Source organism: Streptomyces sp. NBC_00354 (assembly GCF_036106915.1).
GTDB lineage: Bacteria > Actinomycetota > Actinomycetes > Streptomycetales > Streptomycetaceae > Streptomyces.
In genome coordinates, this window is sequence record NZ_CP107983.1 from 1,254,441 (window position 1) to 1,274,350 (window position 19,910).

General features: G+C 69.2%; 16 protein-coding genes and 1 pseudogene. 8 read left to right on the plus strand and 9 right to left on the minus strand.

Going from position 1 to position 19,910, the window contains the following annotated elements; translation table 11 throughout:
* The first annotated feature begins 6 nt into the window (after positions 1-6).
* The 3 genes from OHT74_RS05930 to OHT74_RS05940 all read left to right on the plus strand — a co-directional run bounded on the left by OHT74_RS05930 (position 7) and on the right by OHT74_RS05940 (position 2,204).
* Entirely contained in the window at positions 7-1,173 is a 1,167-nt protein-coding gene (locus OHT74_RS05930) for a hypothetical protein (RefSeq protein ID WP_328619596.1), read from the plus strand.
* On the plus strand, positions 1,170-1,676 hold the full coding sequence (locus OHT74_RS05935; protein WP_328619597.1) for a Pycsar system effector family protein: 507 nt from the start codon (positions 1,170-1,172) through the stop codon (positions 1,674-1,676). Before OHT74_RS05930 ends, OHT74_RS05935 begins: the two co-directional genes overlap by 4 nt.
* A 294-nt stretch (positions 1,677-1,970) precedes the next feature.
* Positions 1,971-2,204, plus strand: a complete 234-nt coding sequence (locus OHT74_RS05940; RefSeq protein ID WP_328619598.1) for a hypothetical protein — start codon at positions 1,971-1,973, stop codon at positions 2,202-2,204.
* Between the two features lie 128 nt (positions 2,205-2,332).
* Here the strand turns inward: OHT74_RS05940 and OHT74_RS05945 are convergent, their stop codons facing one another.
* The 3 genes from OHT74_RS05945 to OHT74_RS05955 form a co-directional block, all read right to left on the minus strand.
* Entirely contained in the window at positions 2,333-2,776 is a 444-nt protein-coding gene (locus OHT74_RS05945) for a transglycosylase SLT domain-containing protein (RefSeq protein ID WP_266998588.1), read from the minus strand.
* A gap of 820 nt (positions 2,777-3,596) precedes the next feature.
* Positions 3,597-4,130 carry a DUF1611 domain-containing protein gene (locus tag OHT74_RS05950; protein ID WP_328619599.1) on the minus strand — a complete coding sequence of 178 codons (534 nt, stop codon included), beginning with the start codon at positions 4,128-4,130 and terminating at the stop codon, positions 3,597-3,599.
* Between the two features lie 88 nt (positions 4,131-4,218).
* Complete coding sequence (locus OHT74_RS05955) at positions 4,219-5,100, minus strand: NmrA/HSCARG family protein (protein WP_328619600.1); 882 nt, start codon at positions 5,098-5,100, stop codon at positions 4,219-4,221.
* A gap of 277 nt (positions 5,101-5,377) precedes the next feature.
* On the opposite strand from OHT74_RS05955, the gene OHT74_RS05960 reads away from it, so the two are divergent.
* Together OHT74_RS05960 and OHT74_RS05965 are read left to right on the plus strand one after the other, a co-directional pair.
* The gene (locus tag OHT74_RS05960) at positions 5,378-5,836 is read left to right on the plus strand and encodes a nuclear transport factor 2 family protein (protein WP_328619601.1); all 459 of its coding nucleotides are present in this window, start codon (positions 5,378-5,380) and stop codon (positions 5,834-5,836) included.
* A gap of 703 nt (positions 5,837-6,539) precedes the next feature.
* Positions 6,540-7,535 (plus strand): Vgb family protein, encoded by a 996-nt coding sequence (locus tag OHT74_RS05965; RefSeq protein WP_443047690.1) that lies wholly within the window; start codon positions 6,540-6,542, stop codon positions 7,533-7,535.
* A gap of 204 nt (positions 7,536-7,739) precedes the next feature.
* Here OHT74_RS05965 and OHT74_RS05970 read toward each other — a convergent pair whose 3' ends face one another.
* Positions 7,740-8,165 (minus strand): hypothetical protein, encoded by a 426-nt coding sequence (locus OHT74_RS05970; RefSeq protein ID WP_328619603.1) that lies wholly within the window; start codon positions 8,163-8,165, stop codon positions 7,740-7,742.
* A gap of 15 nt (positions 8,166-8,180) precedes the next feature.
* On the minus strand, positions 8,181-8,594 hold the full coding sequence (locus tag OHT74_RS05975; protein WP_266661374.1) for a hypothetical protein: 414 nt from the start codon (positions 8,592-8,594) through the stop codon (positions 8,181-8,183).
* Positions 8,595-9,073: 479 nt separating this feature from the next.
* On the opposite strand from OHT74_RS05975, the gene OHT74_RS05980 reads away from it, so the two are divergent.
* The gene (locus OHT74_RS05980; protein WP_328619604.1) at positions 9,074-10,771 is read left to right on the plus strand and encodes a flavin monoamine oxidase family protein; all 1,698 of its coding nucleotides are present in this window, start codon (positions 9,074-9,076) and stop codon (positions 10,769-10,771) included.
* Between the two features lie 231 nt (positions 10,772-11,002).
* The gene (locus tag OHT74_RS05985) at positions 11,003-11,365 is read left to right on the plus strand and encodes an SAV_915 family protein (protein ID WP_328619605.1); all 363 of its coding nucleotides are present in this window, start codon (positions 11,003-11,005) and stop codon (positions 11,363-11,365) included.
* Between the two features lie 311 nt (positions 11,366-11,676).
* Here the strand turns inward: OHT74_RS05985 and OHT74_RS05990 are convergent, their stop codons facing one another.
* Complete coding sequence (locus OHT74_RS05990; RefSeq protein WP_328619606.1) at positions 11,677-12,867, minus strand: cytochrome P450; 1,191 nt, start codon at positions 12,865-12,867, stop codon at positions 11,677-11,679.
* A 135-nt stretch (positions 12,868-13,002) separates the two neighbouring features.
* Here OHT74_RS05990 and OHT74_RS05995 point away from each other — a divergent pair.
* Positions 13,003-13,119 (plus strand): annotated as a pseudogene (locus tag OHT74_RS05995) (helix-turn-helix domain-containing protein); the annotation flags it as partial.
* A gap of 72 nt (positions 13,120-13,191) precedes the next feature.
* Here the strand turns inward: OHT74_RS05995 and OHT74_RS06000 are convergent.
* The 3 genes from OHT74_RS06000 to OHT74_RS06010 form a co-directional block, all read right to left on the minus strand.
* Positions 13,192-15,129, minus strand: a complete 1,938-nt coding sequence (locus OHT74_RS06000) for an amino acid transporter (RefSeq protein WP_328619607.1) — start codon at positions 15,127-15,129, stop codon at positions 13,192-13,194.
* A 168-nt stretch (positions 15,130-15,297) separates the two neighbouring features.
* Positions 15,298-17,448, minus strand: a complete 2,151-nt coding sequence (gene kdpB / locus OHT74_RS06005; RefSeq protein ID WP_328619608.1) for a potassium-transporting ATPase subunit KdpB — start codon at positions 17,446-17,448, stop codon at positions 15,298-15,300.
* A 262-nt stretch (positions 17,449-17,710) separates the two neighbouring features.
* On the minus strand, positions 17,711-19,585 hold the full coding sequence (locus tag OHT74_RS06010; protein ID WP_443047290.1) for an APC family permease: 1,875 nt from the start codon (positions 19,583-19,585) through the stop codon (positions 17,711-17,713).
* Positions 19,586-19,910 lie beyond the last annotated feature (325 nt).

The following is a 19,910-nucleotide window of genomic DNA, read 5'->3' on the forward strand; positions in this document are numbered from 1 at the left end:
GGAGTGATGACCATGAACTACCCCGCGCAGGCCGGCCCGGCCGCGCCGCAGTGGCCGCCGGCCCCGCCCTCGCCGCCTACTGCGCCGGTCCGCCCGTGGGACGCTCGGCCGCCGCATCCGGCTGCCGGCGCCCCCCGGTCGGACGGCGAACTCCCGGCGTCCAAGCAGGCACTGGCCGGCCCCTTCGTCCGCGAGTACCGTCCGGCCTGGCCGTACCGGCACCGCAGCGCCCAGTACGTGGCGGTGCTCTACTACCGCAACCGTCCGCCACGGGCGGTGGGACCCGAGGGCGACGAAAGCTTCCTGCTGCGCTGGTTGAACCGCCCCTACACCGCGTTCGAACTCCAGCTGGGCTGGCACACCGTCTCGTTCCGGGCTCAGCTGCCGGCGTCGGAGAGAGGCCGGTCCTTCCCCGCCGACGTGGCCGTCCGGTGGCGGGTGGCAGACCCCTGCACGGTTGCCCGGAGCCAGGTCACCGACGTCGGCGAACTCCTCGTACCGGAACTGGAGCAGCGGCTGCGTGACGTATCGCGCGCCTACTCGATCAATCACGCCGAGGAGGTCCGCGACGCGGTCAACGAGGCGCTGGCCGGGCACGACCTGGGCGTCCGCTTCGGACTGGAACTGGACGTGTTCGTGACGATCCAGGCGGACCGACTGATCCGGGAGCACGGCGCACAGGTCGGCGAGGTCCTCAACCAGACCGCCGTGGAGCAGTTCCGCCAGCGGCTGCGGGAGATCCGGGACGACAACGAGCGCCTCCTCATCGAGCGCTGGGCGGAAAGCTTCCAGCGCGCCATGGAGAAGGGCGACGACGCCGTGATGGCACAGATGATGGCCCGCAACCCGCAGGACGTGCAGGAGATCCGGAAGCTGTTCCGCAGTGAGCGGCGCGAGGAGCGCCAGGACGGCATGGAGCTCATGACCCGGTTGATCGACGGCGGGTTGCTGGAGCGCTGGGAGCTGGGCGAACAGGCCATGGTGGTCGTGGAGTTCCTGCGGTCGGGCGCCCGCCGGGTGGCCTCCGAGCCGCTACCCGAACTGACGGACGGACGTCGGCGCAGGCGCGCCCTCTTCTGGGAGCGCGAGCCCGACCAGCGCTCCGACGGCCCGGCCGCCGCTGCTGCCGAGGACGGGACCGCCGCAGGCCCGGCAGCGGACGCCGACCGGTGACGGCCGCCCGGCCCGAGCCGGGCCCGGCGCTGTCCGAGCCGGGCGCCCGGCTGATCGCGGAGCGGCTGCTCGCCTCGGTGCGCGAGGAGATCGCGCGGGCCGACGCCAAGGCCTCGATCCTCCTGTCGGGCGCCGTCGCCCTGCCCGCGCTCCTCGTGTCGGCCGGCCAAGCCCGCCTGGGCTCCGGCCCGGCGGCCGTGGCCGGAGCCGCCGCCTGGCTGGCGGGAATCGCGATGCTGGCGCTGGTGATCCTGCCGCGCACCGGGCACGGCCGGGGGCGGTCCGGCGGCGCGGCGGACCCCTCGGTGGCCACCCTCCGGAGCGGCACCGACTCCCCCGGCCTGACGGCCGCGGTGGTCGCGGCCGGGGCGGACCCGGGGCGCTGGATGCTGGAACAGTGCCGCGTCCTCGGAACGATCCTGGCGGTCAAGTACCGGTGGATGCGCGCGGCGGTGTGCTGCCTGCTGCTGGGCGCCGCCGCGTTCGCGGCAGCCCTGTGGTGAGGGCCGGCTCCGAGCGGCCGACCTTCCGGTCCGGGCTGTCAAGACACGAGTTTCCGTGACGTGCCCCGACGCTGCCGGTGGGGCGCAATGGGACATGTACGAAGGCAGAACGCGGACAAACCGCCCCCTGCCCACCGACCCCGATCGCCAAGGATCCGCCGAAATGACCACCGAGATGAATGAGCGCTTCGCCTTCCTCATGGCCATGACCGACTCGGCGCCCGGTCGCTCCCCTCCTAGGCCCTGACGCTCCCCCCGGGCGCCTCAAAAGGGGGCAGCTCGGCGAGCGTGATCATGACTATCCACGGACTCCTCCACAGCGGCATCAGCGCCGCTCTCATCCTTGCCTCCACCATCGCAGGCTCCTACGTACTGCTCGTGACCATCGTGCTGATCAGCCCTACCAGCACCAGGGGAAAGGCAGCCAGGGGCCTCCTGAGCCACCACCCCCTCTCCAAGCACAGCCCGGACAGCCACAGCAGCCACAGCAGCCACGACATCGACACGAGCACACCCGGAGACCCATAGTCCGGAACGCACCGCCGGACGGACCCACGCGCGACGTCGGCGGAGCGTGGACGGGCGCATACGCGAAGACGCCCGGCCGGGAGGTCCCGGCCGGGCGTCTTCGCGTGTCTGCTTTACCTACTGGCGACTCAGTACCAGTGGTGGGTCTGCCAGAAGTTCCAGGCGCCGACGGGGCTGCCATAGCGGTCGTTCATGTAGTCCAGGCCCCACTTGATCTGGGTGGCCGGGTTGGTCTTCCAGTCCGCACCCGCAGAAGCCATCTTCGAGGCCGGCAGGGCCTGGACCAGGCCATAAGCACCCGAGGAGGCATTCGTGGCGGTGTGGTTCCAGCCGCTCTCACGGGAAACGATGTTGTTGAACGCCGCAAACTGCGCCGGGTCCTTGATCATCTGCTGGGCGATCGCCTTGGCACTCGTCGGAGCCGCCTGAGCGGGCACCGTGGCAAGCATCGAACCGGCGACACCCAGGGCGACGACGGCACCCGCGAGGGTCTTCTTCGAAGCGGCGATGCGGCGGATGACAGCGTGGGACACGGACGAACCTTCCGACGGGAACAAGGACGGTCGCGGCATGCCGAAGACATGCGAGAGCCACTCACACGGAGGAGAGGGGATCGTCAGCGGCGGGTGAAGCACCCGGGCCGCCCGGCGACACATCCAGTTCTACCCACGCCCCCACCCCCTGGCAACGACCCCACCTACTAGCAGCCCTCGCAGCCAAGGACCCCCCACCCCCGGCGACACCGCAGAGATCCGTACAGGTGGGAGCTGGTACGCAGTAGCGATATCGAGCCTTGTCGGAGCTACTATCCCGGTTCGTGTGTGACGTGGGCCCTATGGGGCGGCTCACCCCCAGAACGCCCGAACCTCACAAAATGTAACCGCTCGTACCCCTTCTAGAGGTCAGGCCGGGACGCCCGCCAGGTGGCGCCGGCCGCGCCGGCCGGCCTCCGCCATCAGATCCGGGTGGTCGCCGACGACGACCGGGTGGCGCAGCACCACCTCGGTACCGACGTGAAGCGGCCACCGCCCGGCACGCGGGACGGCTGCCTGGCCCTGGGCGGGCAGGTCTCCCCCGGGCCGCCTCCCGCCCCGGAGCCTGACGGGAGCGAGGAGGAGCGGGCGCGCTGGGAAGCGGCGCGCATCGCGGCCGCCCTTGCGGCACGGCCCGGGCGCGGCGGGAGGCAGGTCCGGGTGGACGTCGCCGCACGTGCGTCGGTCGGACGACCTGGGCTTCTCCGCCGAGGTGCGGTGGCTGGTCCAGGCCTCCCAGGCCTTCGCCCACTTGCCTGTCGTGGCCGTCGCGCCGGCCGGAGCCCCACCGCACGGCCGCCCCGTGACCGTCCTCAGCCGGCGAACGCCGTGGCCACCGCGCGCAGCGCCACCTCCACGCTCACCGCGCTGCCCCCGCCCGGCCGGCGCCCTGGGGTGCGGACCACACGGCCTCGGCCGCGTCCGGCAGGACCGCCGCACCGTCACCGTCGAGGACGTCGGCGACAGGAAGTCCCAGACGGCGGAGTCGGCACACGTTGTCCCGGCCGCGGGTGGTGATGGCCGCGACGGGGGCGCCGCCGAGGGCTTCGGCCATGCGGATCTCCGCCTCCAGGTCGGCGAGGGGCAGATGGTCCCAGTGGTAGCACGACGCGCGCTCGGCGTCGTGCGCGAAGATGACCGCGTCAGGCTGCGAACCCTGGAGGATCGCGCCGGCCATGCCGCCGAACGCCGGGCGCGGCTCTGGCAACTGACCATGCACGGCGGTCGTCTCGGTCGTGCCGCGGTCAGCCGCCGTGCACGGCCGTGGAGTTGCCGGTCCGGCCGCCGCGCCGTCCATGCTGGCCGAAATCCAGCCGGCACTGATCGCCAGAATGGCCGGCAGGGTGACGATCGAGGCGAGTTCGTGGATCAGGGTGGTGACGATGAAGGTCACCAGGACCGCCCCGGCCGTTGTGGGTGGCGATCCCGAGGGCGAGGTACATGGCCCGAGGCGGGCTGATGTCGGGCGTACGCCCAGAGGGTCAGTGATGAGCGGGCGCGGGGGCCAGGAGCGCGCTCCAGTCCTGGCCGACGGCCCAGTCAGTGAAGCTGTGCCAGCCGACTTCGGGATAGTCACGGTGCAGCCCGGCGACGTCGACGTCGAGGCCGGAGGTGGTGAAGTACTCGAACATGGCAGCCAGGTCTGCGGAACGGGTCCGCACATAGGCCAGGGGGACCTCCTGGTGGGCGATCGGGCGGCCTGTGGCCGCCGCGAGGATTTCCGCGATCTGGCCAGGGGTGCGCTCGTCTGAGGCGATGTCGATCCGTCGTCCGGTGAACTCGTCGCGGCGCCGGAGGGCCAGCGCGGCAAATGCGCCGATGTCGTCGGCGGGGATGAGCGTGAGCGGCCGGTCGGCAGGCATGGGCCAGGCGAATGTACCGTCGCACAGTCCGTCGAGGGTCCAGCCGCTGGCGTAGTTGTCCATGAACGCCGCTGGGGCAATCACCGTCCAGGGCAAGCCAGTCGCAAGCAGGTGCTGCTCGATCAGGCGCTTGCTCTCGTAGTGCGGGACGCCGGTGTCGCGGTCGGCGTGAGCGGCGGATGTGAGCACGACATGCCCGAGGCCGGCGGTTGAGGCGGCGTCGACGAGGGCTTTGCCCTGCCGGGTTTCGGTGGCGGTGTCGGTGCCGAACGGGGTGGTCACCGCGAAGAGCGAGTCCGCTCCGGCGAGGGCGGCGTCGAGGGAGGCACGGTCGTCGAAGTCGGCGTGGCGTACGTCGGCTCCGAGGCCGTGCAGGGCGTTGGCGGCGGGTGAGTCGGGATGGCGTGTGAGCGCGCGCACGTGGTGGCCGGAGGAAAGCAGCGCGCGGGCGGTGGCCCCGCCCTGAGCTCCGGTGGCTCCGGTGACGGCAACGGTGAGCATGGGTTCTCCCAGAGATTGAGTAGTTGCGCGACGCATCAACTGCGTCACGCAGTAGATTACACGAGAATGCTGCGCCGCGCAGCTATGTGGGCGTGCGATCCCGGTAACAGGTCGCATCGGGCGCGGCTGTACGAGGAGTTGCAGTTGCCGATGGCCCTGTCGCTGCCGGCCGTTCATTACCCTCGGGGTAATCGACCGCTCACCCCTCCCCGGGCAGGATCAAGCACATCGACGGGAACCTCCGCCGGGATCCAGCCGCAGCCGCGAGGAGCGCGCCATGTCCGTCAAGTCAAGTGGCACCACATGGAGTTCACCCACCACAGCGAGTTCCGTCGCCGAGGCCACCCGGGCCGTCGTACAGGAGTTTCTCGCCGCCCGCGTGGCCGGGGACACGGGGCGGCTCGTCGCGCTCTTCGCCGACCAGGTCGACTGGCAGCTCGCCGAGAACCCAGTCGTCCCGTGGATCCGCCCGCGGTTTACCGCCGCCGAATGCGCGGGTCAGTTCGCGGACTTGATGGAGCACACCGTGCCCGAAGACGCGAGCGCCTCCGTCGACACCTTCCTCGTCGACGGCGCCGACGCCGTCCTGATGGGGTACCTGTCGGGGACCGTGCGCGCGACGGGGAAGTCCTTCGAGGGCCCGTTCGCGCTGCACCTCACCGTTGAGGACGGCCGTATCACCCGGCACCACCTCTACGAGAACAGCTTGTCGATCGCCGAGGCCTGCGCCCCGTGAAAGCGCGGGCGGCCGAGCCCCGGCGTTGCCCCCGTTTCCGCTCCACCAGCTCGGCGAGCCAGGGGTGCGGCCGGTAAAGGGGCGGCGGTGTGGATGTTCGGGGCTGGGTGGGAGGCTCGTCAGCCGCGGCGGACACTGGCGGGCGTCGCTGATCTGGCCCTTGACGACGATCGCGGTCCCGATCCGGTCGGCGCGCCCGGTGTCTTCTCCGCACCGGCTGTGCCACTTCTTGCCGTCCTGGGCCCACTGGTATTGATCAGAAAATCATTGGCTTCTCTTCGAGGTGTCTCGCTTGCGAGTTGGGCTTGGGTAGTGCCTTGCTGCTGGCAATCAGGCTGCGTCCACGGTCGGCGTTGACGAGTTCGCCGGGGTTCAACTCGGGCGAGTACGACGGCTGACCGCGTACACCAACCCCCAGACGGGTCCGCGTGGACGCCGAGCGCGCTGGACACGGTCCAGATCGGCTACCGCGCAGGCTCGCTGAGCTAGCCTCAACCAGTATCGGACATTCCGGCCATTTCAAGGTAGTCCGGTGAGGTGGGCGCGACTCCTGGGTGGGCGGGTGTCTGCGGCTTCGGTGCTCTCCGACGCTCCGAGCCCTCCGCCTGCCGCGATCGAGGAGTTCGCCGTGCATCGTGTAGTGCAGTTGTCGAGAGGGCGGCGTGCGCCTGTCCTGGCCGCGGTTCTGAGCGCGGCGGTCCTGATGGTGGCCCCCGGGGTGCCCGGAGCGGCAGCCGCGCCCGCAGGTCGCGCTGTTCCTCCGGTGGGCACTGTGCACGAGTACCGGATGCCCCTGCCCCGACTGGGCAGCACACATGAGTTGATCACCGGACCGGACGGCAACCTATGGGTCTCCCAGCAACTCGAGAACCGCGTCCTCCGCGTATCCACGACCGGCCGCGTGGCCGGAATTACCGACTTCCCCGACAACAGCGGACCCCACGGCATCGACAAGGACTGGCGCGGCCACGTCTGGGTCACCGAGGAATTCACCAACGCCCTGGTGGAACTGGACACCACCGGCAAACTCATCGCCCGCTTCCCTCTCCCGCAAAGCAGCGAGGGGCCGCACGGTCTGCGCATCGGATGCGACGGGCACACCGTGTGGTGGACGGGGAAGGCCAACGGAACCGTCGGAAGTTTCGATCCCCGCACCCGCACATGGACCGTGCACCGCCTCGCTCCCGACAGTCAGCCGATCTACCTGGCGCGAGGGCCCCACTGCGCCATGTTCTTCACCGAACTGACGGGAAACCGCATCGGCCGTATCGACACGAACGGCCTATTGCGCGAATACCCCATCCCCACCCCTGACAGCCGGCCCATCGCCGTCGCTGCCGGCCGGAGCGACCATGTCTGGTTCACCGAGGAGGCCGGCGCTGCCTACGCCGAACTCGACCCCGTCACCGGCCGCATCACCGAGCATCGCACCGACGTCGAGGGCGCCGAGCTGGCCGGACTGGACTTCGACTGCTTCGGCAATCTGTGGGTCCAGTACAACCAGCCCGGACTGATCGACCGTGTCCGCCCGGACTTGACCACCAGCCGCTACGCACTGCCGACCACCGCTCCGGTCGGCCACCGCATCATCTCCGGCCCGGACGGCTCCATGTGGTTCACGGAACTGGCTGCCGACACCGTCGGCTCCATCACCACCGGCTGCCCACTCCCAGACCGGCTTCCTGAGCCGACTGCGTGAGCTGCCGCGGACGCCGTGTGGCCGGCGCCGGCGACGATGGAAGAACCGGCGTGTCCAACTCGCGAGTTGGGCCTGGGTACGCGCCTTGTTGACGGCAGGCAGGTTCCGTTCGAGGGCACTTGCCCACACCCGGCCGGGTCAGCCCGGACCGGTCAGCCCGGACCGGTACAGCTTCGCGATCAGAGCACAGGAAGCAGCGAACCATCAGGAAACCAGCCCTCGAATGCGGTCGGCCAGCTGCGTGCGATTGATGACCGCTTGAGGCTCGCCGCTTTCAGGGTCGGTAACGATCAGTATCTCGTCGGGAATACCCCGCTCAGCCAGACCTGCAATCGTCACCGTTGCGGGTACCACGAATACCTCGGCGGATTCCTCATCACTGACGATGCCATCAACCAGAACATTGCGCGCATCGACCCCGACAGCTTGCGCAGCCCCACTTAGCCGCTCGAGGCTGACAGTCCTGAAGCCTGTTGCGTTTATCCTTACCAGAGCAATTCCATGGCGCCTTTGCCTAAGGCCCATCAGTGCATCGGCGACACTGGTTTGAGGCGTGACCACGAACGGCGCGTCGGCGCTGGAGAGTAGCTGCTCTACCGGCAGACTGGCGACGTCTTTGTAGGCGACCACGATTTCACCTCGCCGTCACCTCGCCACATTCACAGCGGACTGCCCCGCAGGGGCGCTGGTGGGAGATCCTGCGGGATTTCCTGCGGGATTCTGCACCTGGTCAGCAAGCCCCAAGATCTTCTCGCTCTCCGCCTGGCGCAGGATCTGTCCTATCAGCGTGGGCCACGCGACACCTACGATGAGCGCTTGAAGATAGGCGAACTGAGTGCCGTACGGAAACTGGAAGATCACGGCCAGCGCAGCCCCCAGCATGGGGAACGAGCAAGTCTTGGAAGCACTCAAGCGTGTTGTCGCCGGCTGGCCCTTGGGGCGGAGATCCAGCTTCACGAAGCCCGGTCGTATTCGCGCAGCAGCCTGCTCTCCAAGAAAGCCGAGAAAGAGTGCACCAAGGAAAGCGCAGCTTCCCACGAAGCCGAAAACAGCCGCCAAGAGCAACTCCCAGTGGAAGTAGCCTCCGAGGCTTGACGCTAGGAACATGTCTACTCCAGTGCTGGCATCGATCGATATCGACGAAAAAGCACCGCAGGGCTGATCACCAGACTAGGCCTCCAGTGGAGTCAGCGCACCCGGAGCGGCCGCATGACTGCTCCCGGTGAGCGTTTCGCGCAGGTACTCCCGGTCGACCAGTGCACGCTGGAGCCTCGTGCGTTGCGCACCCTGCCGCTGCCACCACAACAACACCGCCCGCACCACCGGCCGCACCACCGGCCGGCACGACTCTCCTGGCACGCCCCAGTGCCGCGCACTCCGTGCGCGCCGTCCGGTTCCTCCACTCGAGGCATGCCCCGGCCACTCGCCCGTTCGCCGTCGACAACGGGTCGGCAAATGTCTCCATTGTTATGTTATGGGAGTCCGATGGTCACGGGAGGTGGTCTCCCGAGGACCTGTGAGCTGGGAGGCTGGCAGAGATGGGCGAACCAACGCACCGCAATGTGCTCAAGGGAACCGAGGCACTCGACGGGGCGACGGATGCGCCGGCGCAGACGCGGGACGGCGTGATCGACGTAGCGGTCATCGGCGCCGGAGTGTCGGGGGCGTACGCCGCCTGGCGGCTGCTCGGCCCGGAAGCCGAGAGCAGCAGCATGCTGGGGGATCTTCGGCGACGTCGCCGCGGCCCTCTGACGGTAAGCCTGTTCGAGAGCAGCGAGCGCGTCGGCGGCCGCCTCTTCTCGGTAACGCCGCCCGGTATGCCGCACCTGCACGCCGAGCTCGGCGGGATGCGCTACCTGAGCAACCACCCGGTCGTGGCCGACCTCGTGGACCATCTCGGGTTGCCGTCAGGCCCCTTCCCGGTCGATGAGCCGAAGAACCTCGCCTATCTGCGCCAACGCCGCTTCACCCTGCCCCAATTCGCTGATCCGGAGGTCGTGCCCTATGACCTGCCGGCCGCGATCCGGGGTAGAACGCCGGACGAGGCGCTCCTGTCTGTCATCGAGCGCTTCTTCCCCGATGCCGCCTCCATGGACCACCAGGCGTGGGACAAGGTCAAGGCGACGGCGACGGCGACGGCCGACAGCAGACCGCTCTACGACGTCGGGTTCTGGAACCTGCTGCTCGACGCGGTCGGGCAAGAGGGGTGGAAGTTCCTCGATGACGGCTTCGGCTACGGCGCGGTGGTGGCCAACGTCAACGGCATCGAGGCGATGGAGGCGTCAGTGGCGGACTTCGTCGGCTCCCCGCCGCCGAACTATCTGTTCCTGCGCGACGGCTATCAGACGATGCCCGAGGAGCTGGTCAGGCGGTTCGTGGCCGAGGGCGGGACCGTCCACCTGCACCACCAGGTGCGCCGCATCGACCGGGAGACGGTCGACGGCGAACAGGTGCTGAAACTTGCCCTCTCCGTTTGGCCCGAGGGCCGGCCGCTCACGGTCCGGGCGCGACACGTCATTCTGGCGATGCCTCAGCGCTCGATCGAACTGCTGGACCCGGACACCTTCCTCTTCGCCAGCGACCAGTTCCTGTCCGACCTCGGCTCGATCATCCCTCGGCCGGCCTCCAAGCTCTTCCTCGGCTACGACCGGCCGTGGTGGGAGGATCTAGGCCTGCGGGCCGGCCGCTCGGTGACCGACCTGCCGCTGCGCCAGGTCTACTACTGGGGCGTCGAGGGGGACCAGACCGGGGCTGATCCCGCCAACCGCAACGCCCTGCTGCTGGCCTCCTACAACGACGTCAGCGACGTGGAGTTCTGGAACGAGCTGCTGCCGCAGCCGAACCGCCTTGCCCCGGTTGCGGCGACCCGACCGCCACGGCCGATGGACGCGGCGGCGCCGGGGGTGCTGGTCGACGAGGCCCAGCGCCAGCTGCGCGAGCTACACGGCCCCGACGCCCGCATCCCCGATCCGACGACGGCCTACTTCCAGGACTGGGTGCAGGACCCCTACGGAGGGGCCTACCACTTCTGGCAGGTGGGGGCGAAGAGCTGGGAGGTCATGCCGCGGATGCGCCACCCGCTTCCCGACGCCAACCTGTACATCTGCGGATCCGCATGGTCGACGGGGCAGGGCTGGGTATACGGCGCGCTCACCCAGGCCGAGCTGATGCTCGAGGAGCACTTCGGCCTGGCCCGTCCGACGTGGCTCTCGTCCAGCGCCTACCTCGGTTCGTAGGCCGCCAAGGCAGCACGTCGGCCGGCCAGGACACAGCCGATCGCCCCGCACTCTGCCTCCTGGCCGGCGTCGGGCGGCCTCCGCCCACGACCGGCGGACAGCGGGGAGCAGCCCCGTCCGCCAAGAGCGCAGTCGCGTCAAGACGACGAAGGCCGTACGCGGGACCGGGTTCTTGGGGTGGCCCACGGGGCCCGGTCGGATGGTGCCGGAAGTCCCGGTCACACCTCCCTGATGACGGAGGGCTCCATGTGCCTGTTCCAGTACGACGAATCCGACTCCGAGCCTGAGGAACAGAGCCCGGCCGGGCCTCTGTACGTGCCTGCCCGGCCGGGAGGAGCGCACGTCGTCGTGCGGCTGTTCCGCACCCCGCTGGGAGCCCCTACCGCCGTTGGTTTCACCAGCCCGGAACGGCTGGCCGCCACGCTCGGTACGGCCCAGCCCTGGATCCGGCTCTCCGAGGCCGCACTCCGCGCGATGGCCGAACCCCTCGGCGCATCCCTGCTGACCGTCGACCCGGCTCTCACCGCGCCGCCGGTCACCGCGGCGGGCGCCAGCCCAGCCGCAGTCCCGCTCGCGCAGGTATCCGAGTTCTGAGAGCGGCGAGCGGCGAGCGACGAGGAATTCCGCCAGTCGCTGGGAGAGATCGCCGACGAGCGGCAGCCGCGGCAGGGGGCCCGATGGCGGCGGGCCCCATCACTCGGGGCGGGATCGCCGTCATCGGCAGCGTGCTGCGGTGCAGGGTGGGCGAGGGCGCAGGTGCAGGCGCACCTTCTGACAGGTCGACTCGCATGGCGCGGCCAGGGTCGTGTTCACCGTCCGGCGCGGCGCCGCGGACACGATCGGCAGGCGGGCAACCACGGCGGTGGCCGGCGGCCAACGCAACCTCACCCGCCTCTGGCTGACGGTCAGGCGTCCCAGGTGACCGGGAGGCTCTTCACCCCGTAGATGTCCGCGGTCTCCGGGCGCAGGGCGACGTCTTCGGCCGGTACGGCCAGGCGCAGCGTGGGAAAGCGGCCCAGCAGTGCGGAGAACGCGACCCGCATCTCGACACGGGCCAGCTGTGCGCCCAGGCACAGGTGGATGCCGTGTCCGAAGGCCAGGTGCCCGCCGGAGTCCCTCTGGAGGTCGAGCAGGTGGGGATCGGCGTAGCGCTCGGGGTCGCGGTTGGCGGTGTTGTACGACAGGACGACCGTCGTGCCGGCCTTGATGGTCTGGCCGCTCACCTCGACGTCCACCGTTGCCGTCCGCATGAACGACTTGGCGACGCTCAGATACCGGAGCAGCTCCTCCACCGCCTGGTCGATGAGCGCGGGATCGGCGCGCAGCGCCGCCAGTTGCTCCGGGTTCTGCAGCAACGCGAAGGCCCCGAGGGACAGCATGTTGGCAGTGGTGTCGAAGCCCGCCGCCAGCAGGATCAGACTGATCCCCTGCAGCTCCTCATCGGTCAGGTCGCTGTCGGTGAGTTCGCTGAGCACGTCGTCGGTGGGGTTCGCGCGCTTGGCGGCCACCAGCCGTGCGAGGTACTGCTGCGTCGCGGTGTAGGCCGCCATCAGCTCCTCGTCGCCCGTCTCCCCGTCCATGAACTTGTCGATCTGTTCCTGGAAGGAGGCCCGGTCCTCGTACGGCACCCCCAGCAGCTCACAGATGATGATGGTGGGGATGGGCTTTGCGAACGCCGTCACCAGGTCGGCCGACGGCCCGGTCCTCTCCATGGCGTCCAGGCAGTCGGTGGTGATCTGCTCGATGCGCTCGGTGAGCAGTCGCATCCGCCGTGCGGTGAACTTGCCCACCAGCGGCTTCCGGTAGCGCCCGTGCTGTGGTTCGTCCATGAGGAGGAACTCGCCGGGCGGCGCCGGAGGGAGCTCGAAGTCGACCACGTTCAGCAGGTCCTTGCGCGAGCTGAACCGCGCGTCGGCCAGGACCGACCTGACCAGGTCGTATCCGGTGATCAGCCAGCCGGGCTTTCCGCCGGGGTGGGTGTAGTGGCTGATGGGGCCGTGCCCGCGGGCATCGATCAGCTCTGCCGGCGGGTCGAAGGGACAGCCGGGCTGACGCTCCGCCGGCAGCGTCGTCACAGTGTGGAGGGATTCATCCATGACCATTCCTCACTTCGCGATAGTGCGCGTTTGCTATATCTCGAAAGCTACGTTGCATGCAGGGTGCCTGCAATCCACCGGAAGGCATAAGTGCAGGTAGACAGCGGCAAATTGATGCAATGACCCTGGACTCGAATGCAATGGCGCGTTGCACTGAGCGACAGGCTCCCCTACGCAGAGATCGCCAGGCGGCTCGACCGGCGGGCCTCGACGATCAGCCGGGAGGTCGCACTCAACGGCGCGCCATCCGGCCGCAGCGGCATCGCGGTTACGCCTGGTTTCCCCGCTGACGTCGACCACATGGTCGGCGTCTTTGCGCTGACGTCAACCTGCGTGGACGTGGGGGCGGCGGTTGCGGTCGGGTTCGGCCTCGCGGATGACCTCGCGGGTGACGGGGGCGACCTCGCCCTGGCCGAAGAGGAAGAAGCGGAAGAAGTTGGCCATCGGGTTGCCCTCGGTCCACTCGAAGTAGATGTGGGGGCGCTGGCCGGTCTCGTCGCGGACGTGCAGGAGTAGCGCCGCCAGCGCGTTGGGGATGCTGGAGCTCTCCAGGGTCAGGACGCGGTAGCGGTCGTGCAGCACCTCGCCGCGTACCCGCATCCCGGACTCGAACTCGGATGCGTCCAGGACGGTGACCTCGACGAACATGACGTCGTCCTCGGCCGGGATGTCGTTGTCCGCGCGGATCTGCTGCTTCTTCTGCCGGTACTCCTCAAGGTCCCGGCTGTCCGGCTCGTTGGCGATGAAGCGGATCGTCCGGTTGGCGGTGTCGCGGATGAACCGCTGCGCCATGTCGTCGAATTCCATGTGGGTGACGCGCAGCTCGAAGACACGGGCGAGGCGGGAGAGAAGGGAGAGGGCCATGATGCCGGCGATGAAGCAGGCGCCGATCTTCACGCCGTCGGGGCGCTCGGCGACGTTGATGGCGGTCGTGTAGACGAAGACCGCGGAGATCACGCCGAAGCCGATCGTCCAGCCCCGCTGCCCGGCCTTCCGAGCGGCGATGGTCACGGCGACGGCGGCCGAGGTGATCAGGACGAGGACACCGGTGGCGTACGCGCCGCCCTGGGCGTCGACGTCGGCGTCGAAGATCCAGGTCACCAGGAACGCGATGAGAGTGAAGACGATGACCATCGGGCGCAGGGCGCGGGCCCAGGAGGGGGCCATGCCGTAGCGGGGCAGGTAGCGCGGCATCAGGTTGAGCAGGCCGGCCATGGCCGAGGAGCCGGCGAACCAGAGGATCAGGATGGTCGAGATGTCGTAGACGGTGCCGAAGGCGGAGCCGAGGTACTCGTGGGCGAGGTAGGCCAGGGCGCGGCCGTTGGCCTCGCCGCCCGGCTGGAACTGGGCGGGCGGGATCAGCAGCGTGGTGACGAAGCTGCTGGTGATGAGGAAGACGCTCATGATGAGGGCCGCGGTCGTCAGCAGCTTCTTGGCTCCGCGGATCCGGCCGGCGGGCTTCTCCTCGGTGTCACCGGAGTCGCCCTCGACATGCGGCATGACCGCCACACCGGTCTCGAACCCGGACAGGCCGAGCGCCAGCTTCGGGAACACGACGAGGGCGATGGCGATCATCATGAACGGGTTGCCGTGCTCGGCGGTCAGGGCCTCCGTCCAGTCGGTGATGACCTGTGGTGCACTGAGCACCTCCCAAATGCCGACGGCCACGACGACGACGTTCAGCGCGAGGTAGGCAGCCACCAGGACCACGGCCACGCCGATGGCCTCGCTGAAGCCCTTGAGGAACACCGCGCCGAGGAGCGCGATCATGATCAGGGTGATGAGCACCTGGTGACCGTTGAGGGTGCTGGTGAGGTGCGGGTTCTCCACCAGGTGCGCGGTGGCGTCGGCCGCCGACAGCGTGATGGTGATGAGGAAGTCCGTCGCCGCGAACCCGAGCAGGGTCAGGACGAACAGCTTCCCCTTCCAGAACGTCAGCAACCGCTCCAGCATGGCGATCGAGCCCTCGCCGTGCGGGCTCTCCTCGGCGACCCGCCGGTACACCGGCAGGGCGCCGAAGAGGGTCAGCAGCACGAGCACGATGGTTGCCAGCGGCGACAGCAGGCCGGCCGCGAGCGCAGCAATGCCGGGCTGGTAGCCGAGGGTGGAGAAGTAGTCGAGACCCGTCAGGCACATGACCCGCCACCAGGGCCGCCCGTGGGGCTGGGCCGCTGCCTCCTTGGCGGCGGGTGAACTGTTCTCGGCGGTCAGGCCTTCCAGCAGCCACGCGCGCAGGCGCGAGGAGCGGGCAGGGGTGGCCATCGTGGGGTGCTCCTGTCGTACGGCAAAGAATCAGCCATCGACATCGACGGCGGAGCAAGCGTACGCAGACTGATCTCTTGTGCCCGCGGCTGAGCCAATCCTGACGCGTCCTTAACGCGTACAGAGCCACCTGTGGCGTAGTGAACGTCTTCGAGCCGTTGCCGAACGTCAGCCGAGGCCGGGGATGGTGGACACCAGCAGATCGATGAGCTTGATGCCGACGAAGGGCAGGATCAGGCCGCCGAGGCCGTAGACGCCGAGGTTGCGGCGAAGCAGGTCGTGTGCGGAGGCAGGCTTGTAGCGGACGCCACGCAGGGCCAGCGGGATGAGGGCGACGATGATCAGGGCGTTGAAGATGATCGCCGAGGTGATCGCGGAGGTGGGGCTGCTCAGGCCCATGATGTTCAGGGCTTCCAGCCCCGGGTAGGCCGAGGCGAACATGGCGGGGATGATCGCGAAGTACTTGGCGACGTCGTTGGTGATGGAGAAGGTGGTGAGCGCGCCTCGGGTGATGAGGAGTTGCTTGCCGATCTCCACGATGTCGATGAGTTTCGTGGGGTTGGAGTCCAGGTCCACCATGTTCCCGGCCTCCTTGGCGGCCGAGGTGCCCGTGTTCATGGCCACGCCGACGTCGGCCTGCGCGAGGGCCGGGGCGTCGTTCGTACCGTCACCGGTCATCGCGACGAGCTTGCCGCCCGCCTGCTCCCGCTTGATCAGAGCCAGCTTGTCCTCGGGCGTCGCCTCGGCGAGGTACTCGTCCACACCGGCCTCGGCCGCGATGGCGCGGGCCGTCAGCTCGTTGTCGCCGGTCACCATGACCGTACGGATCCCCATGCTCCGCAGCTCCGCGAACCGCTCCCGGATTCCCTCCTTGACGACGTCCTTGAGGTGGATGATGCCGAGGACCCGCGGCCCGTCCCAGTCGTGGACCGCTACCAGCAGAGGGGTTCCGCCGGACTGCGAGACCTGAGCGGACCAGGCAGCGGCCTCCGCCTGCACGGTTCCGCCGCGCATCGCCACCCAGTCCATGACCTGTGCCGCCGCGCCCTTGCGGATGGCGCAGCCCGCGCCGTTGTCCCAGCTGAGGTTGATGCCGCTCATGCGGGTGCGGGCGCTGAACTCGGTGAAGCGGGGGTTGCTGAGGTCATCGGCGGCGACCGGCTGGAGCCCGTACTGCTGGGCCAGTGCGACGACGGAGCGGCCTTCGGGGGTCTCGTCGGCGAGGGAGGACAGCTGGGCGGCGTCCGCGAGCTTGATGTCGTCGATCCCGGGGAGCGGGATGAAGGCGGCTGCCTCGCGGTTGCCGTGGGTGATGGTGCCGGTCTTGTCGAGGAGCAGGGTATTGACGTCGCCGGCCGCCTCGACGGCCCGGCCGCTCATCGCGATGACGTTGCGCTGGACCAGGCGGTCCATGCCCGCGATGCCGATCGCGGACAGGAGGGCGCCGATCGTGGTGGGGATGAGGGTGACGTGGAGGGCGACCAGGACGGTCGTGGACTGGGCGGCGCCCGCGTACGCGGCCATCGGCTGGATGCTGACCACGATCAGGATGAAGATGAAGGTCAGGGCTGCCAGCAGGATGTTCAGCGCTATCTCGTTCGGGGTCTTCTGCCGCGACGCACCCTCGACCAGCGCGATCATCCGGTCGATGAAGCTGTTCCCGGAACGGGAGGTGACCCGTACGACAATCGAGTCGGAGAGGACCGTCGTACCGCCGGTGACACCGGACCGGTCACCACCCGACTCCCGGAGCACGGGGGCCGATTCACCGGTGACGGCCGACTCGTCCACCATCGCCGCACCGTCGACCACGTCTCCGTCCGCCGGGACCAGCTCCCCCGCTTCGACGAGCACGAAGTCGAAGGGCTGAAGCTCGGCCGGGGTCACCACCTCGGTCTCGGCGCTGCGCAGGTTCGTCCCGTACGTCCAGTGCTTCAGCCGCAGCGCGACCGTGTCCGTACGCGCCTTGCGCAGCGATTCGGCCTGGGCGCGGCCGCGGCCCTCGGCGACGGCCTCGGCGAGGTTGGCGAACAGGACCGTCAGCCACAGCCAGACGCTGATCACCCAGGTGAAGACCGACGGATGGATGAGCGCCGACAGCGTGGTCAGGACCGATCCGACCGCAACGACGAACAGCACCGGCTTCTTCACCAGCTCACGCGGATGGAGCTTGGCGACGGCCTCCCTGGCCGAGGTGGCGAGGAGCTCGGGCTCCAGCACGTTCACCTGGCCGGAGCGTTTCCGGGACGGTCGGTTGACCGGGGTCCGCGGAGGGGTGCCGAGATCCGGGGGAACGTGCTGCGCGGCGGCGGGAGGCATGAAGCGACCTTCTGGTGAGTTCGGCTGGGGCACCCCCCTAGCCGGCAAGGTCGGGCAAGGAGCGGGCGCGGGTGAGGGGTGTCGCCGCCGGGGACTGTCTCGCATGGACCCCCTCGGCCGTCATGTGAGTAGTCGAGCTCCCCGGCGGCGCAACAGGCAGGAAACTACTGCCCGTTCCAGCGGAAAACCCCATGTGTGCGGGGGAATTGGCACCTTCTTGACGGCGACGCACGAGACGCGTCAAGCCACCGTCAACGGCTCGTCAACGCACGTCGGAGGTGATGCGGAAACGCAGTCGGCAGATGACTGCGTCGGTGTCGCGGCGGACTGCGTGGGCGACGACGGAACCGCGCTGGTTCTGCAGCATCCGCTGCCACAGGTGGGCGGGTTCGGTTTCCGGGATGAGGACGGTGACCTGGGCGTCCGGGTGTGCCTGCGTCAGCTCGCGCACGTACGCCGACACCGGGCGGCCGAGCGAACGGGTATCGGAGGAGACCTCGATCAGCTCGACGCCCGGCTTCCACAACTCCCAGTCCCGGCGCAGCGCTTCGGCTGCCTGCCGGTCCTCCGGCCCGGAGTGGGTGACGGTCACGGCGAGGACCTCGTCGCCGAGCGAGCGGGCAGCGGTGAGGGCCTGGCAGGTCAGGCGGGACAACCCTGAGACGGGCACGACGACCAGGGAGCGGGAGCGGTGGGGCGGCTGAGGGATGCGGCCGAGTTCCAGGCGTTCGCCGATCTGTCCGTAGGCGCGGTGGATCGTCTCGAACGCGAGGACGATCAGCGGCAGGGCGAGCACGATCAGCCAGGCGCCCTCGGTGAACTTGGTGGCGGTCACGACGATCGCCGAAACTCCGGTGAGCAGGGCGCCGAAGCCGTTGAGGGCGGCCTTGGCCTGCCAGCCCTTGGGCCGCTCGCCGAACCAATGCCGGACCATGCCGACCTGGCAGATGGTGAAGCCGACGAAGACGCCGATCGCGAAGAGCGGGACGAGGGTGTTGGTGTCGCCGCCGGAGAACACCAGCAGGGCACCCGACACGAATGCGAGCCACACCACGCCGTGGCGGTGCACCTGGCGGTCCGCCTTGAGGGCGAACACGTGCGGCAGGTAGTTGTCGCGTGCCAGCAGACTCATCAGGACGGGCAGCCCGGCGAATGAGGTGTTCGCGGCGAGCGCCAGCAGCACCATGGTGGCGAACTGGACCACGTAGAAGGCGGCGTTGTGGCCGAACGAGGCGTCCGCGAGCTGGGCCAGGACGGTGACGCCCTCCACGGGCTGGAGGTGGAAGCGGCCGATCAGGACCGACAACCCGATCAGCATCACGCCGAGCAGGGCGCCGAGCGCCACTTCGGTGCGCTGGGCCCGGCGGGCCGCCGGGGCGCGGAAGGACGGGACGGCATTGGCCACGGCTTCAACGCCGGTCAGGGCGGAGCAGCCGGCCGCGAAGGCCTTCAGCAGCAACAGGGCGCCAACGGTGGTGGCGCCTTCCCCGAGCGCGGAAGCGTGTCCGGCGGCCGAGGCGGTGCTCACCGGCCCGTCACGCAGCAGGCCGACCACGACCATGGCCAGAATCGACCCCACGAACACGGCGGTCGGCACGAGGAACGCCTTGGCGGAGTCCACGACCCCGCGCAGGTTCACCGCCGTGACCAGGACCAGCACCCCGAGGCAGATCCACACCCGTTCCCCGTACAGCTCCGGGAAAGCCGAGGTCAGGGCGGCGACACCAGCGGTGACGGAGACGGCCACGTTCAGTACGTAGTCGAGGATCAGCGAGGCCGCGGCGACCAGGCTGGTGCGTCGGCCGAGGTGTTTCTTGGCGACGGCGTACGACCCGCCGCCGTCCGGGAACGCGGCGATGACCTGCCGGTACGAGGCCACCAGTACGGCGAGCAGCGCGGCGATCGCCAGGGTGACGGGGAGGGTGAACCCGAGGCCGTAGGCACCGGCTGCCGCCAGGACCAGCACGATCGACTCGGGCCCGTATGCGACGGAGGCCATCGCGTCCAGCGACAGCGCGGCCAGGCCCTGGAGCGCGGTCAGCCGGTGACGGTCTCCCGCCTCGGGAGGCATCCGTACGCCGGTATCAGGAGGCTCCTCCGCGCCCGGGGCCTGTCCTGCCGCGGTCGTCTTTCGCATGTCTATGGCCATCTTCGCTGTTCCTCCGATTGGACAAAGTGAGGACAGCGTCGGGATGGGATGGCCGAATGACCAGTGCTCTTGGCGGAATCCATACGACCGCCGCCCCACTCTTCACGCACTCCTGACGCCGGGATCGGTATGTCGTATGAGGTGCGTCAAGACCGCGTGCGCTCGGCACTCGAGCGGCCGGTGCACCGATTCACGGCCTCACGCGTCAGCGTGGCGTTAAGAGTTCCCCTGCGCCCGTATGGACCCCGTCAAGGCGTCTTAACGCCGGGCTGAAGACACGGTTATCTCGTCATCGGCCATCTGGCCGATTCAT

Bases quoted from the DNA above. Each gene is read 5' to 3' on its own strand.
- OHT74_RS05930 (WP_328619596.1), top strand. From the start codon at position 7: ATGACCATGAACTACCCCGCGCAGGCCGGCCCGGCCGCGCCGCAGTGG.
- OHT74_RS05940 (WP_328619598.1), top strand. From the start codon at position 1,971: ATGACTATCCACGGACTCCTCCACAGCGGCATCAGCGCCGCTCTCATC.
- OHT74_RS05945 (WP_266998588.1), bottom strand. From the start codon at position 2,776: ATGCCGCGACCGTCCTTGTTCCCGTCGGAAGGTTCGTCCGTGTCCCAC.
- OHT74_RS05955 (WP_328619600.1), bottom strand. From the start codon at position 5,100: ATGCTCACCGTTGCCGTCACCGGAGCCACCGGAGCTCAGGGCGGGGCC.
- OHT74_RS05960 (WP_328619601.1), top strand. From the start codon at position 5,378: ATGTCCGTCAAGTCAAGTGGCACCACATGGAGTTCACCCACCACAGCG.
- OHT74_RS05965 (WP_443047690.1), top strand. From the start codon at position 6,540: ATGGTGGCCCCCGGGGTGCCCGGAGCGGCAGCCGCGCCCGCAGGTCGC.
- OHT74_RS05980 (WP_328619604.1), top strand. From the start codon at position 9,074: ATGGGCGAACCAACGCACCGCAATGTGCTCAAGGGAACCGAGGCACTC.
- OHT74_RS05985 (WP_328619605.1), top strand. From the start codon at position 11,003: ATGACGGAGGGCTCCATGTGCCTGTTCCAGTACGACGAATCCGACTCC.
- OHT74_RS05990 (WP_328619606.1), bottom strand. From the start codon at position 12,867: ATGGATGAATCCCTCCACACTGTGACGACGCTGCCGGCGGAGCGTCAG.
- OHT74_RS06000 (WP_328619607.1), bottom strand. From the start codon at position 15,129: ATGGCCACCCCTGCCCGCTCCTCGCGCCTGCGCGCGTGGCTGCTGGAA.
- kdpB (WP_328619608.1), bottom strand. From the start codon at position 17,448: ATGCCTCCCGCCGCCGCGCAGCACGTTCCCCCGGATCTCGGCACCCCT.
- OHT74_RS06010 (WP_443047290.1), bottom strand. From the start codon at position 19,585: ATGCGAAAGACGACCGCGGCAGGACAGGCCCCGGGCGCGGAGGAGCCT.